Consider the following 14,858-nt stretch of genomic DNA (forward strand, 5'->3'; position numbering starts at 1 on the left):
CTAGTCTACAAATTCAAACTCAAATTTTCCAATACGAACAAGATCCCCATCCTTAGCGCCACGAGCACGCAAAGCTTCATCAACTCCCATACCACGCAACTGACGGGCAAACTTCATAACAGACTCATCGCGGTCAAAGTTGGTCATGTTAAAGAGTTTCATGAGTTTTTCACCGGAAAGAACCCATGTTGCATCATCATCACGACCAATCTCAAATGGTTTTTCTTCTTCATCAAAGCCATAGTATGCTTCTTCTTCCATTTCAGATTCATCGTAAATTGGAAATTCTGGCGTCTTATCAAGAAGTTCAGCGGTTGCATCTAATAAAGGTGCAAGGCCTTGCTTGGTCAAACCTGAGATCGGGAAGATTGGCGGTAATTCCTCAAATTCATCATAATTTGCAGCTAATTTTTTCTTGAACTCTTCAAGGTTTTCCTGACTCTCTGGCATATCCATCTTGTTGGCAACAATGATTTGTGGACGCTCCATCAGACGAAGATTGTAAGATTCAAGTTCCTTATTAATCGCTAAATAATCCTCGTAAGGATCACGTCCTTCACTGGCAGACATATCAATGATATGCAAGATAACTCGGGTACGCTCGATATGACGCAAAAACTGAGTTCCTAGTCCAACGCCTTGACTTGCACCTTCAATCAATCCAGGAAGGTCTGCCACTGCAAAGGATTCACCGGATTGAGTCCGAACCATACCAAGATTTGGAACAATTGTTGTAAAATGGTAAGCTCCAATTTTTGGTTTTGCAGAAGTAATAACACTTAACAAAGTTGATTTACCGACAGATGGGAAGCCAACTAAGCCAACATCCGCAAGAATTTTAAGTTCTAACTGTAATTCACGTTCCTGACCTGGTTCTCCATTTTCTGAGATTTCTGGCGCAGGATTTTTAGGTGTTGCAAAACGGATATTTCCGCGACCACCACGACCTCCATGAGCCACGATGAACTCTTGTCCGTTCTCTATCAAATCAGTGATGACTTTTCCAGTCTCAGCATCACGCACAGTTGTCCCTTGAGGTACACGGACAATTAAGTCTTCTGCCCCTCTACCATGCATTCCTTTTGTCATTCCTTTCTCGCCAGATTGGGCTTTGAAATGACGATTGTAACGGAAGTCCATCAGGGTACGTAAACCTTCGTCTACAACGAAAACAACGTTACCACCACGTCCTCCATCACCGCCCCATGGTCCACCATTAGGGACGTATTTTTCACGACGAAAGGCAACCATGCCATCGCCACCATTACCAGCCTTTACTTTAATCTTGGCTGTGTCTAAAAACATACTCATATTCTCTTCTCACTTTAAAAAGGGCTGGGAAATCCCAGTCACCAACTATTTGAAATAAATCCTACAACTAGCAATTTAGAATCTGCTAAATACACCAATTGCAGTCGCAAAAATACCTGCTAAAGTAACAAACAACATGATTAGTACGACAAACATTGTTAGTTTTTCAAAGAAAGTTTTTTTACGTTTACCATTATCACCGAATGCCATAATCTCTCCTTTATTATTTTTTTCTAATTTTAAAAATCATTTGATACAGATGTATCAAAAACAAAAACACATCAGATTCCCTATTTTATATCTGTCAAATTCTCATTTCCTCTCTATTTGTAATTTCCGAATATCTTATCAATAAAAGCCTCGAAAAAATCCGCATTACATTATTTTCTGAAGTTTTTCAAGCTGACCGCATATCCAATGCCACTGACAATCGATAGAAACGCGACAAACTCTACCACTAGAAACAATAGAGAGAAGGCATCTTGGCCAGAAAAAACCGCACTAAACAAGTCATATAAGAAGGGAATATATCCTATAAACCAAATAAAGATTGGGGCATATCCAATCGTCCCTGCTATTAAAAACGTATTGGTTACGAATTTAGAGACTCTATCATCGCCTTTATAGTAAAGCTTACTCTTCAAAGCTACACAGAAAATCGCCAAATACGTACACAGTATTAGAATTAATATAGAATCAAACATCTGGCCATTTGCTCCGATTCCTGCTGCGAGTAATCCCACGGGAGATATCATTAAAAATGCTCCTCCCACAATGCCCACAAAAACACACCAGATTGCCCATTTCTTACTTTGCATGTTCTCGTCTCCCTTAAGTGTTAGTCCTCAAATTTCCTTAGGCACATAGCATAATAAATGCCCCAGACAACGGATAAAATCGCTGATAGAAACATGAAACCGAGTGCACGTGCAAAGCCATCGCTTCCGTCGAACAAGGCATCCATTATCAATTCAAAGAGTTCGCTAATCATCGGAATATTTGCCAAGGCAATCAGTAAGCTTACAAAGAACCCTACTGCGCTTGAGGCTGCAAACAGCTTGACCATCACTGAATTCACACGTTCATCCTTTTTATAATAGCACGCACTTTTCAACGCTACTAAAAAAATAATTCCAAATGTCGTCACTAATAAACTAAGAGATTCCTCTACCCCCGAACGACTGGCGCCAATCCCAGATGCCAATAACGCACATATAAAGAAGAGCGCTAAAGGCCCACCTAGAATCCCTACAAACGCACTGATTTTGGCCCATCTTTTCTTTTTCATTATCTCAACTCCTTTAACGGACAAATCTATTTAATGAAATTTAATATCCCGCACCAGAAATCAACCCCAAATGAATCCCATTTCACCGATTTGAAGTTTCAAATCATTGAATATTATTAGTCTTGCTTCTACTCTAATCTTTTTCTTAAAATTCATCTGATACAGGAGCAATTGCCCACAAAATCAAGTAAGCAACGATTCCAGCTCCATAACAGAAAGCCAAAACTCCCCAAATAACACGAACAATGGTAGGGTCAATATTAAAATAGTGTGCTACTCCTGCGCAGACACCACCAATTTTTTGATCTCTACCACTTCTCATCAATTTCTTATTCATTGTTTTATCCTTTCATCGGAAGAATTTAGTCATTCAAATATTTTCTTAAATTTTTTAATTGTTTTCTTGATGCCTTAAGCATACGTCTAGAACCTTTAACTGGCATCTTAACGGCCTGTTGTGGAATATAAAAGACTGTCTTTAAAATTCGTTTTGTAACAGGTTCGTCAGTTCTTGTTTCTTTGGCAAAATTATTTGAAATAATGACATCTAGATAGAATTCATGAACTCTTTTACCAAAATTCTCAGCTGAGATTTCATATAATTTTTCAGACAAATGTTTTTCGTCCATTGGCGGTGTAGCAAGTAAGGCTTCAAGAATCGCTCCTGCCAAGTCCCTTTCCTCATAATAAAGGGTTCCAAACATTTTATCATTGATTAGATTATCCAGATAAGGATTCCCATGGGCAATAACAGGAGTCTTACTTGCCAAACTTTCAAGATAAGTCAATCCTTGAGTCTCACTTGTTGAAGCCGATATGAAGAAATCAGCTGCCTTATAATAAAGTGCCGTCTCATTTGGTGGTATCATACCTGTAAAGATAACAGAATCTTGAATCTGCAAGTCTTCTGCCTGCTCCTTAAGATTTTTCAAATAAGGACCATCACCAGCTACAACCAATTTAACATTTTGTTCTTCTTTTAGAACTTCTGGTAGAGCTGCCAGAACTGCTTGAATGTTCTTCTCGTACGAAACACGAGAAAGACTTAGAAGCATCTTTTCGTTTTTCTTGATACCGAGTTTTTCCCGTAAATCACTGATGTGTTCAGGACCAATCTCAGGTCGTTCAAACTTAGCGAGTTCAATACCTGTAGGAATAACACGCTTTTCAACTTTTACCTTATAGTCAGATAAAAGATCGCGTACAATTTCACTCGGGCAAATAACTCCATCAACGTCATGCAAAAAAACTCGAACAAGATACTTGACCATACTTGGACGAATCAACATCCCCTTAGCAATATAGTGAACATAATCCTCATACTGGGTATGATAGGTATGAATGACTGGAATTTTCAATTCTCGAGCAATCCAAATTCCCAATAAACCAAGAGAAAATTCAGTTTGGGTATGAATAATATCGAGTTTGTATTGTTTAGCTATCTCAAGAGCTTTCGTAAATCCACGGTAAGCGAAACGACGGTCTTTAAAGGCAAAGAAAGGAACACTAGGAATACGAATAATCTGCCAGTCTTCATAACGATTGACATCCTTATCGGTTGTCGTGAAGATAAAGACTGCATGCCCTTGCTTTTCAAGCTCTGTTTTTAAGGTTCGAATACTAGTTGCAACACCCGAAACCTGTGGGAAATAAGTATCTGTAAATAATCCAATTCGCATATACTACCTCATTTTTTTCCTAAAGCCGCTTGCTCCCGATAGAATTTTAGCCATATTTCAAGGAGATGCTCCTCTGAGTATTCTCTTGAAATAGCCTTGGCCTTTTCTTTTAACTCTTTCAAAGCTTCTGGATGCTCTCTATATTCCATAATAGCTTGTTTCATCTCTTCCACATCGGTGGTTGGTCTGTAATTGCCTTCTAGAATAACCTTATAAAGATCTAAGTCCCGAAGCATAATGGGTGCTTCACAACTTGCAGCTTCTAGAATAGTCATCGGAAAGAGCTCATTATAGCTAGGAAGTAAGAACAGATCTGCCAAAGCATAGAGTTCTTTCATCCGTTCTGGCTCAACAATTCCAGGGAAAATCAGATTCTCTGGAGGATTATCCATGATTTTTTTATAGCGTTCATAACCATCTGTAATCCCACCAAATGAAAAGCCTCCCGCCCAAATAAAGGTGATGTCCGGTAGTTCCTCAGCAAGAGTGATGAAATCATCGATTCCCTTGCGCTTCTGAACCTGCCCAGCTCCTACGACTACAAATTGATTTTCACTCAACCCCATATCTTGTCGAAGTTGACTTACTTTTTCTGCAGAAAGTGGGTGCCATTTTTCTTTGTTAACAAAGTTAGGGATATAGGTCACCTTTTCACGAGGAATACCAGCTGCAACCAAATCTTCGATAAAAGTAGGATTAACCACAACCAAGTGTTCCATACGGTCATAAAAAGAAAATACGTAGCGCTTAACAATCCCTTTTAAGAAGAACGGAATTTTCAAACTGCCCTCTAAGGTATCAGGTAAGAAGTGAACATAACCAATCCTACGACCTGAACGCTTCTTTTGAAAAGTTGACAGATAATAAGGAAGGTCGATTGTATGAAAATGAGTAACATCAGCTTCTACAGGAAGATTCTCCGTTACAATTAGTTGGTCTTTCGCATCACGTTTCAAAAGTTGCACAAGTTCACGGTAAGCTCCAGATACACCTTGTCCTGCTACCTTTTCACTTGAACTTAGCATATTGATGCGTAATTTCTCTTTTTCCATACTTTCCATTATATCATTTTCTTGAAAGAAAATCAGCAAATTAAAAAAGAGATAGCATAAAAGCTAGGGAAATTCCTAACAATTATACTATTTCTCTTTTTGATATGTTTCTACTTAATTCCTAAAGCAATACGTGCATAGCGACTCATTTTTTCAACCGTCCAAGCTGGATACCAAACTAATTTAACTTCGACGTTGGTAACCTCTGGAACATCTGTCATTGCATCATAGATTTGGTCAGTTAAGAGATCTGCCAAAGGACAACCCATAGTCGTTAAGGTCATATCAATCTCTGTCTCACCTGTATCACCATCAAAACGAATCTCATAAATAAGACCTAAGTTGACGATATCGATTCCTAATTCTGGGTCGATAACTTCTTCTAAAGCTGTCAAAATCCGTGTTTTGATGTTTTCAATTTGCTCTTCTGTGTAAGCCATATTCAGTCTCCTCTATCTTAATCCTCGATAAAGTCACGAAGCGGTTTGCTTCGACTTGGTTGGCGAAGTTTTCTCAAAGCTTTTGCCTCAATCTGACGAATACGCTCACGAGTAACGTTGAAGACTTTACCCACATCTTCTAGCGTACGCATTTTCCCATCATCGAGACCAAAACGAAGACGAAGAACATTCTCTTCACGGTCAGTCAATGTGTCTAACACTTCATCCAACTGCTCACGTAAAACGATGCGAGTTGTGTAATCAACTGGATTTTCAATCACTTCATCTTCGATAAAATCACCAAGATGGCTATCATCTTCTTCACCAATAGGAGTTTCAAGAGAAACTGGTTCTTGAGCAATCTTAAGGATTTCACGAACCTTATCAGGTGTCATATCCATACGTTCTGCAATTTGCTCTGGAGTAGGATCTTGTCCCAACTCTTGAAGAAGGTTACGTTGCTCGCGAACAAGCTTGTTGATTGTTTCTACCATGTGAACTGGGATACGGATGGTACGAGCTTGGTCAGCAATGGCACGGGTAATAGCCTGACGGATCCACCAAGTTGCATAAGTTGAGAATTTGAACCCTTTAGAGTAGTCAAATTTATCAACGGCTTTCATAAGCCCCATGTTACCTTCTTGGATTAAGTCAAGGAATTGCATTCCACGTCCAACATAGCGTTTCGCGATAGATACTACCAAACGAAGGTTAGCTTCTGCTAGACGTTGCTTAGCTTCAACATCGCCTGCTTCAACAGCAAGGGCCAACTCTTTTTCTTCTTCGTTTGTAAGAAGAGGTACAACCCCAATTTCTTTCAAATACATGCGAACAGGATCGTTAACCTTAGCAGATGTAGAACCAATTAAATCCTCATCACTAAGTTCTGGTTCTTCTTCTGTACTTAGAACACGCTCACTTGGATTTCCTTCGTTATCAGTGATTGCAATCCCAGCATCTTGAATACGTTGCAAAAGGTTTTCAATTCCTTCAACATCCAGTGCAAAAGGAATTACTAGGACATTGTTAATTTCGTCATCTGTCGCAGTACCAGTTTTCTTATGGTTACGAATAAACTCAGCGACTTGGACATCAAAAGTAGTTACTTCTTTTTGTTTTTTTGCCATTCTTACTCCATTCTTCTTTTTTGGGCAATTAAGCGTTCAAGCTCTTCTAAAGCAGTTTCTGTATCACCTACATGACTAGCTTCCTGAACCTTCTTTTTGATTTGCAAATTTTGTTGATTCAAAAGAGCACGATTACGAGACTCTTCCACTTCTTTTAGTTCTTCTGGAGACATTTCAGAAGGTAAATCCAAGGCTAACACTTGGTACCAAGCATTTTCCACTTCTCTAGTCTGATTTGCTAAGTCCTCAGAAGATATCGAGCCATTATCAATCAAGAGTCCATACAAGGTTTGAAACTCAGGTGTTTCAAATACAAAATCATCTCTCAAGCGATAATCATTGAGCACCAAAGGATGTTCCATCATACGGTAAAGAATATGCGCTTCAGCTCTCATGACTGCCGACAATTGTTTAGAAACTGACATGGTGACAGGTGTCGGATTAACGACTTGCTTAACCTTCTCTTGTCTCTGTCTGACACGACTTTCATTAATAATGTGCTCTACTTGTTGATAATCAAAAGATGGTAAATGATCAGTCAGTAAATGAATATAGGTGTTCTGAGCTGTGATAGAAGGTTCTTTGACGATAAGAGGTGCAATTTTCTCGATAAAATCAATCTGTGCTTGAAGATTTTCACTATTACTTGGTTTGTAATGGTGAATGTAAAATTCAATCGGACTGATTCGAGTATTGGATAAAAGATAAGCCAAATCCTCTGGAGAATTCTTTTGTAAATACTCATCAGGGTCCATTGCATCGGGAATTTGAACAATTTGAACTGGTAAATCACCAAGTTCCTCTAGAGCTTTAGCAGTTGCTGCTTGTCCTGCCTTGTCACCATCATAAGTGATAATCACTTTTTTTGTAAAGCGTTTGAGATGTTCAACGTGTTCAGCAGTCAAGGCTGTTCCCATGGAAGCTACGGCATTTTCAATACCAGCACGGTAGGCTGCAATGACATCCATAAAACCTTCCATCAGATAAATTTCAGGAGCCTTACCAGACCCTTTTTTTACCCTATCCAAATGATATAATTCGTAACTCTTATTAAAAATTGCCGTTGCGCGACTATTTTTATACTTGGCAGTTTGAGAATCCGTCTCTTGCCAAACACGACCAGAAAAAGCAATTACCTTACCTTGATCGTTAGAGAGTGGAAATATAATCCGATTATGGAAGGTATCAAAGAATTGATTACTCTCGGAAAGATAAAACAGACCTGAATCCAGCAAGTCCTTTTCGCTATAATCATCAGCTAAACGTTGGTAGAGATAAGAACGTTCAGCAGGGGCTAAACCAATCATAAAATGTTTAATGACATCATCGGTCAAGCCACGTTTATAGAGATAGTTTCTTGCTTCCTCACCCATTTTTGTTGTCATGAGAATAGCATGATAAAAGCGTGCAGCCTTATCATGCATCTCATAAAGATTTTGATGAGGGGACGTATGTTGAGCAATATTGTGTACAGGAGTTTCAAGGTGCATCCCAAGACGTTCACCTAGAATCCTCACGGCATCGGCAAAGGTTACTTGTTGATATTCTTCAATGAATTTAAAGACATCTCCAGAACGACCACAACCAAAACAGTGGTAAAATTGCTTATCTTCGACCACGTTAAAGGAAGGGGTCTTTTCACCATGAAAAGGACAGAGCCCTAAAAAGTTCCGTCCAGATTTTTGTAAGGAAATTACTTCTCCTATGATTTCGACAATATTGGTATTGTTTTTGATTTCTTCGATGACTCTCTTGTCAACCATAGACAATACCTCCATTTTATCACAGTTTACTTTATATAGTATACTTTATTTCTGAAAAAAAGTAAACCATTTCATACCCTTTACATACTCCTATTTCATAGATTATGAACTTTTTTAAAGTAAAATTTTATTTAAAAGCAAATAACCTTGAAAAAAAATCATAGCTAAAATTTTCTATTCGTTTCAAAAACAAAAAACTTAGAGGTAAATACTACCTCTAAGCTTATAGTTAATGTGAATTCTTAATCAAACAGTTGATAATAATCAGAAATCTTCATTTTAGCTTTTTCATCCTTATTCAAATCTTGGATGATTTGTCCATCTTTCATAACAATCAAGCGATTTCCATACTTGAGAGCATCTTCCATATGGTGGGTAATCATCAAAGCTGTTAGATGATCCTTGCTAACAAAGTCATTTGTCAATTCCATCAAGGCAACACTTGTTTTAGGGTCAAGTGCAGCCGTGTGTTCATCTAACAAAAGTAGCTCTGGACGTTTTAGTGTTGCCATTAAGAGACTCAAAGCCTGTCTTTGTCCACCTGATAAGAATTCAATCGGAGTATCCAAATGCTTCTCTAGACCATTGCCAACCTTTTCAATGGTCGCTTGAAATTCTTCCTTATAGGAAGACAATTTTCTTGGGAAAAGTCCACGTTTTTCTCCACGGAACTTGGCAATCAAAAGGTTTTCTGCGACTGTCATACGTGGAGCTGTCCCCATCTTTGGATCTTGAAAAACACGAGAAAGATACTTGGCACGCTTTTCAGGGCTAAAATGAGTTACATCTTCACCCATGATACGAATGCTACCACTTGTCAATGGTAGAGTTCCCGCAATGCTATTAAAGAGAGTTGACTTCCCTGCTCCATTTCCACCCAAGATTGTGATGAAGTCATGTTCATAAATTTCAAGTGAAACATCGTTTAGGATAATTTTTTCTTCGTTGAAGCCATTTTTCACAATTTTTGTGGCATTTTTTAATTCTACAATTGCTGTCATTTGCTTAACTTGACTCCTTTCAAGTATTTATCCTTAAGGGTTGGAATTACCAAGCAAGTAGCCAGGATAAGAGCACTGTACAAACGGAGGTAGCTAGTATTAAAGCCGAGAGCAATAACTCCCCATACTAAGAATTGGTAACTAATAGAACCAACGACAATAGTAACCAAACGCTCTGCTAGGGTAAGGCTCTTAAAGAGGACTTCACCAATAATCAGACTAGCAAGACCAACTACGATAACTCCGATACCACGAGAGACATCGGCATAGCCTTCTTGTTGAGCAATAAGGGCACCAGCAAGTGCAATTACACCATTTGACAAGACCAACCCCATAAGCTCCATGCGTCCTGTATTGATACCAAAACTACGAGCCATATCTGGATTATCTCCTGTAGCGATATAGGCCTGTCCAAGTTTAGTATCTAGGAAGAAAAGCATGAGTAAAATGACCAAAGTCACAAAAATCAAACCTGTCAGTAATTGATTAATCTCAGATGAAAAAGGAAGAACATCTTGGATTTGCTTGGTGTTTAAGAGTCCAAGGTTAGCCCGTCCCATAATCATGAGCATGATAGAATGACAAGAAGTCATGACCAAAATTCCTGATAAAAGGGTAGGAATCTTCCCTTTCGTATAAAGAAGACCCGCTGCTAAACCAGCAAGACAACCCGCTCCTACAGCTGCTAAAGTCGCAAGAAAAGGATTAACACCTTGGGTAATGAGAGTAACTGCAACTGCTCCTCCCAAAGGGAAGGAACCTTCAGTTGTCATATCTGGAAAGTTTAGGATACGAAAGGTCATAAAGATTCCCAAACCTAGGATAGCCCAGACCAATCCCTGTGAAATAATAGATATTAGCATGTATGATTCGTTTCCTTTATTCTAAAAATTGGAGGAGATGTCTCCAACTCCTCCTTTATTCTTATTCGATTACTTGACCAGCTTCTTTAAGAACTGATTCTGGAATAGTGATTCCAAGCTCTTGAGCAACTTTTTTGTTGATAACTGATTTACCAGTTGAGAAGACATTAACTGGTGTATCTGCAGGTTTTTCACCCTTCAAGACTTTGGCAATCATTTTACCAGTAGCCACACCAAGATCGTGTTGGTCCACAACAACTGATGCCAAACCTCCAGCTTCTACCATGGCAGTTGCACTTGGATAGATTGGTTTTTTAGCTGTTTGGTTACTTGATACTACAGTTGAGAATGCTGACGCAATAGTGTTATCGATTGGAACCCAAATTGCATCAACTTTACCAGTCATAACGTTTACTGTTGAAGCAATTTCGTTCGTTGATGGAACTGCGAAAGTTTCTACTTTCAAACCTGCTTTTTCAGCGTAAGCTTTGAACTCTTCAACTTGTGATTTTGAGTTATCTTCACTACTTGAGTAAAGAGCTCCAACAGTCTTAACATCAGGAGTCAACGTTTTGATCAATTCAACCTGTTGTTCAGCAGGGTTGTGGTCAGATACCCCAGTGATGTTTCCACCTGGTTTTTCCAAGTTTTGTACAAGGTTAGCTCCAACTGGGTCTGTAATAGCTGCCATGATAACAGGTAGGTCTTTTGTTGCACTTGCTAGACCTTGAGCTGCAGGTGTCGCAATTCCGACAACAACATCATTTCCATTTGACACCAATTGTTTACTCATTGTCGCAACCTTACTTTGGTCACCTTCAGAGTTCATAAAGTCGATTTTAACTTGGTCGCCTTTATAACCTTCTTCAGCAAGACCATCCTGGATTCCTTGGTAAATCAAGTCGAGCGATGGATGGCTGACAAATTGTAGGACACCAACTTTAGCTGTCTTGTTAGCTGTCTCTGTTTTAGTTTCTTGTTTCGTCAAGTTAGAGTAGACCAAGCTTCCTCCAACTACAAGTGCTAATGCTGCGATAATACCAATTAAACGTTTATTCATATCTATTTCTCCTTATTTTATTAAACTTAGTAATGTTCATTTCACTTTCAATATAACTTTACCAAGCGTCGCCATCGTTTGATTTCCATAATTTTTTTCCTCCTCATAGAAAAAGTCCTCACACAAAAAACTTGTGTGAGGACGTCGATGCGCGGTGCCACCTCAATTATAGGAACTTGTCCTATCACTCTTACTCGCTTCACGAGTTGCACTGTAAGGTGTGCTCACCGAATTCTTATGATTTCAAATTCTTAATAACATCCAGCCCAATTTCATCATCTTCATCTGCCTGTTTTCACCAACCACAGACTCGCTAGAAAAATTCGATGATTACTTTCTGAATGCTTAAATTATATCATTTTCCTAAAGCTTGTCAAGGGTTTTCATGAATTATTTTTAAAAATTACAAAAATTCCTACGGTTTTTGGAAAATGGGGCTTATATCAACCTGAATTACGTAATCCTGTAGCAATTCCGTTAATAGTCGTATGAATTAATCTTTCTTCATCTGAGGATAGTTCACCACGACGTTGACGCTTAATTAACTCCAACTGGATATAGTTCAGAATGTTGAAATAAGGCATACGATAGTTTAGACTATCTTTCAAGTATGTATTTTCTGCCAAAAGTTCATCATATCCTTCGATGGCTAAAATAACGTTCTTGGTCAATTGCCATTCATCTAAGATAGTATAGAAGACTGCTTGTACTTCTTCACTTTCACATAGTTTAGCGTACTCAAAAGCAATGTTCATGTTAGATTTTGACAAAACCATATCTACGTTAGAGAGAAGAGACTGGAAGAATGGCCAGTTTTGATACATTTCTCTAAGCGTTTCGATATTTTTAGGATCCTGATCGATAAATTCCTTAAAGCTTGAACCCACTCCATACCAACCTGGGAACATAACACGACTTTGTGACCATGAGAATACCCAAGGGATGGCGCGTAGACCACCAATTTCAGTAATCGTTTTACGAGCTGCTGGACGAGACCCAATATTGAAACTTGAGATAGCCTTGATTGGACTAGATTCAAAGAAATAATCATAGAAATGTTCATTTCCAAATACAAGCTCACGGTAGATATCGTAACTGCGTTCCACCACTTGATCCATGATAGCTTCATAGCGATTTGAAGTATTGGTATCGCTCTTCTTTTTAGTGATCATACGGTTGATAGCCGCTGAAACCAACATTTCAAGGTTATAGTAGGCTGCATCCTTGTTTCCGTATTTATTTCCGATAACTTCACCTTGTTCAGTCAATCGAATATGATCTTTGATTGATTTGAGCGGTTGAGAAGCAATGGCATCATAAGTTGGTCCACCACCACGGCCAACGGTACCACCACGACCATGGAAGAAGGTTACTTTGACTCCGTATTCATCACCAATAGCGGTCAATTGTTTTTGAGCCTTATAGAGTGTCCAACAAGATGAGAGATATCCACCATCTTTGTTACTATCAGAGTAGCCAAGCATGATTTCCTGGTAATTATCTCTAGAAGCAATCCACTTCTTAGCAAGTGGTAAAGAGAAATACTTTCTCATTGTTTCTTCAGAATGATCTAAGTCCTCAATCGTTTCAAAAAGAGGAACGATTTGAACACGAGCTTTTTCAGCATCCACCAGACCGACTTCTTTGAGCATGATGGCCAATTCCAGCATATCAGATACGCTAGTTGCGTGAGAGATAATTGTTTGACGAATAACATCTTCTCCCAAACGATCTTTTAATTCACGAGCAGTTTGGAAAATAGCCAATTCTTTTTCGAGCAGTTCAGACTTCTCAGCATGAGTTGCAGACAAGATGCGAGGATCTTCTAACAATTCATGTAAAAGCAACTCGCACTTTTCATCTTCTGACAAATCGCTATAGTGGTCATTGATTCCAGCAGATGCTAACAATTCAGCAACACAGGCTTCGTGGACACTTGAGTCTTGACGCATATCAATTGATGCCAAGTAGAAACCGAAGACCTCAACTGCTTCTAGTAATTCTGCAAACTCACCAGTCAACAATGCTTCTGCTTTATTCTCAAGCAATGAATCCTTAATAACATTTAAATCATGCTTAAACTCTTCAATCGTTTCATAGTAGGGTGGGCGCTCATCTGCTAAGTCTTGGATAGCACCTGTAAGTCGGCTACTGATATAGTCTGTTATCTCTCCCTGTTGGTATCCTTGAGCACCAAGGAGACGTTCAACATGATGTCGTTCATCTGCTGATGAACCAATAAGAGCCCACTCTTTTAAATTCAAAAGCGTTTGAATTAATTTAGATTGGATAAAGTGAAAAGCACGACGGTAAGGTTCTTTTTCACGGAAGACAGATGTATCACTAGATTGCGCAGCCATTTCTTCAACAGCCTTGCTTGTTTTGGATAAATTAGTAGAAAGAGAGAAAGTTCGATAGAGACTAGAAATCTTGCTGATATAGTAGTTGAAGATGACTTCACTTTGAATGGTTGCTGAACGCATGAGAGTTTCGGCAGTTACAAATGGATTACCATCACGGTCTCCACCAATCCACATTCCCATGGTGATAGGTTTTGCTTGTTTTAGGTCAATTCCCTGCTCTTTTGCAAGACGCTTATATTCTAACATTAGATTTGGTACAGCTTGTAGGAAAGAACTATTGTAATATTCCATCACGTTTGTGATTTCATTCGTTACTTTTAGTTTCTTCTCACGAATCATATCCGTCTGCATGATAATCTCAATGTAGCGACGAAGATCATTATGCCATTTTTCTTTGTTAATAAGCCCCATTCTCACATCACGGTATTTACGCAAGAGAGTATGGATATGATTAGTCAAGTCCAGCATACTCTTACGTTGAACCTGAGTTGGATGGGCTGTTAATACTGGCACCACGTTCAGATGTTCAAGAATTTCAGCCGCATTTTCTTTTTCAGCAACCATTTCAATGGTTGTTGACAATTTACCAAGATAATCTTGATCAATATTGTTTAGATGGTTAATCTCATAAGCTAAGTCTACGTCTTCGGAGATGTTAATCAAAAGTGGTAAAATAGAGAAATATCTGGAGATGTAGACCATTTCATCATTTGAAAGACTTCTCACTACCTTATCTAGTCCTTGATAGTCTAGATTTGATGATAGCTTCTTCAACTGCATAATCTTGTCAAAAGTCTCAGCAGGAAGCATATTTTTCGTGATATCTTCAAGTAAGTCTGTCAAGATTTGAACTTCTTCTTGGACTACAGTTTTGTTTCTGTTATTTTCTAGTTTTTGAAGAGACATATTTT

General features: G+C 38.7%; 14 protein-coding genes and 1 other annotated feature. All 14 genes read right to left on the reverse strand.

The genetic code is table 11. From position 1 onward, the window contains the following. Positions 1–1,311, reverse strand: a complete 1,311-nt coding sequence (obgE, locus tag HMPREF1481_RS04805; protein ID WP_016465925.1) for a GTPase ObgE — start codon at positions 1,309–1,311, stop codon at positions 1–3. Between the two features lie 75 nt (positions 1,312–1,386). Next, a complete protein-coding gene (locus HMPREF1481_RS10640; RefSeq protein WP_000863850.1) occupies positions 1,387–1,521 on the reverse strand; it encodes a DUF4044 domain-containing protein in 135 nt (44 codons plus the stop codon). Between the two features lie 170 nt (positions 1,522–1,691). Further along, entirely contained in the window at positions 1,692–2,129 is a 438-nt protein-coding gene (locus HMPREF1481_RS04815; RefSeq protein ID WP_016465926.1) for a hypothetical protein, read from the reverse strand. A gap of 20 nt (positions 2,130–2,149) precedes the next feature. Beyond that, complete coding sequence (locus HMPREF1481_RS04820) at positions 2,150–2,599, reverse strand: hypothetical protein (RefSeq protein WP_016465927.1); 450 nt, start codon at positions 2,597–2,599, stop codon at positions 2,150–2,152. Between the two features lie 145 nt (positions 2,600–2,744). After that, positions 2,745–2,936 carry a PspC domain-containing protein gene (locus HMPREF1481_RS04825; protein WP_006150624.1) on the reverse strand — a complete coding sequence of 64 codons (192 nt, stop codon included), beginning with the start codon at positions 2,934–2,936 and terminating at the stop codon, positions 2,745–2,747. Positions 2,937–2,961: 25 nt separating this feature from the next. Further along, entirely contained in the window at positions 2,962–4,278 is a 1,317-nt protein-coding gene (locus tag HMPREF1481_RS04830; protein ID WP_016465928.1) for a glycosyltransferase family 4 protein, read from the reverse strand. An 8-nt stretch (positions 4,279–4,286) separates the two neighbouring features. Continuing rightward, positions 4,287–5,339 (reverse strand): glycosyltransferase family 4 protein, encoded by a 1,053-nt coding sequence (locus tag HMPREF1481_RS04835; protein WP_033587487.1) that lies wholly within the window; start codon positions 5,337–5,339, stop codon positions 4,287–4,289. A 101-nt stretch (positions 5,340–5,440) separates the two neighbouring features. Further along, positions 5,441–5,770 (reverse strand): metal-sulfur cluster assembly factor, encoded by a 330-nt coding sequence (locus HMPREF1481_RS04840; protein WP_000331926.1) that lies wholly within the window; start codon positions 5,768–5,770, stop codon positions 5,441–5,443. A gap of 17 nt (positions 5,771–5,787) precedes the next feature. Then, positions 5,788–6,897 carry an RNA polymerase sigma factor RpoD gene (rpoD, locus tag HMPREF1481_RS04845; protein ID WP_004252673.1) on the reverse strand — a complete coding sequence of 370 codons (1,110 nt, stop codon included), beginning with the start codon at positions 6,895–6,897 and terminating at the stop codon, positions 5,788–5,790. A gap of 2 nt (positions 6,898–6,899) precedes the next feature. Next, a complete protein-coding gene (gene dnaG, locus HMPREF1481_RS04850) occupies positions 6,900–8,660 on the reverse strand; it encodes a DNA primase (RefSeq protein WP_016465930.1) in 1,761 nt (586 codons plus the stop codon). Between the two features lie 242 nt (positions 8,661–8,902). Beyond that, complete coding sequence (locus HMPREF1481_RS04855) at positions 8,903–9,661, reverse strand: ABC transporter ATP-binding protein (protein ID WP_016465931.1); 759 nt, start codon at positions 9,659–9,661, stop codon at positions 8,903–8,905. After that, complete coding sequence (locus HMPREF1481_RS04860; RefSeq protein WP_016465932.1) at positions 9,658–10,524, reverse strand: ABC transporter permease; 867 nt, start codon at positions 10,522–10,524, stop codon at positions 9,658–9,660. Before HMPREF1481_RS04860 ends, HMPREF1481_RS04855 begins: the two co-directional genes overlap by 4 nt. A 61-nt stretch (positions 10,525–10,585) precedes the next feature. Further along, entirely contained in the window at positions 10,586–11,584 is a 999-nt protein-coding gene (gene trpX / locus HMPREF1481_RS04865; RefSeq protein WP_016465933.1) for a tryptophan ABC transporter substrate-binding protein, read from the reverse strand. Positions 11,585–11,718: 134 nt separating this feature from the next. Then, positions 11,719–11,933: a binding site (T-box leader), on the reverse strand. Between the two features lie 94 nt (positions 11,934–12,027). Beyond that, a complete protein-coding gene (gene ppc, locus HMPREF1481_RS04870; protein WP_016465934.1) occupies positions 12,028–14,853 on the reverse strand; it encodes a phosphoenolpyruvate carboxylase in 2,826 nt (941 codons plus the stop codon). Between the last annotated feature and the right edge of the window lie 5 nt (positions 14,854–14,858).

Origin of the sequence: Streptococcus sp. HPH0090 (assembly GCF_000411475.1) — a bacterium.
GTDB lineage: Bacteria > Bacillota > Bacilli > Lactobacillales > Streptococcaceae > Streptococcus.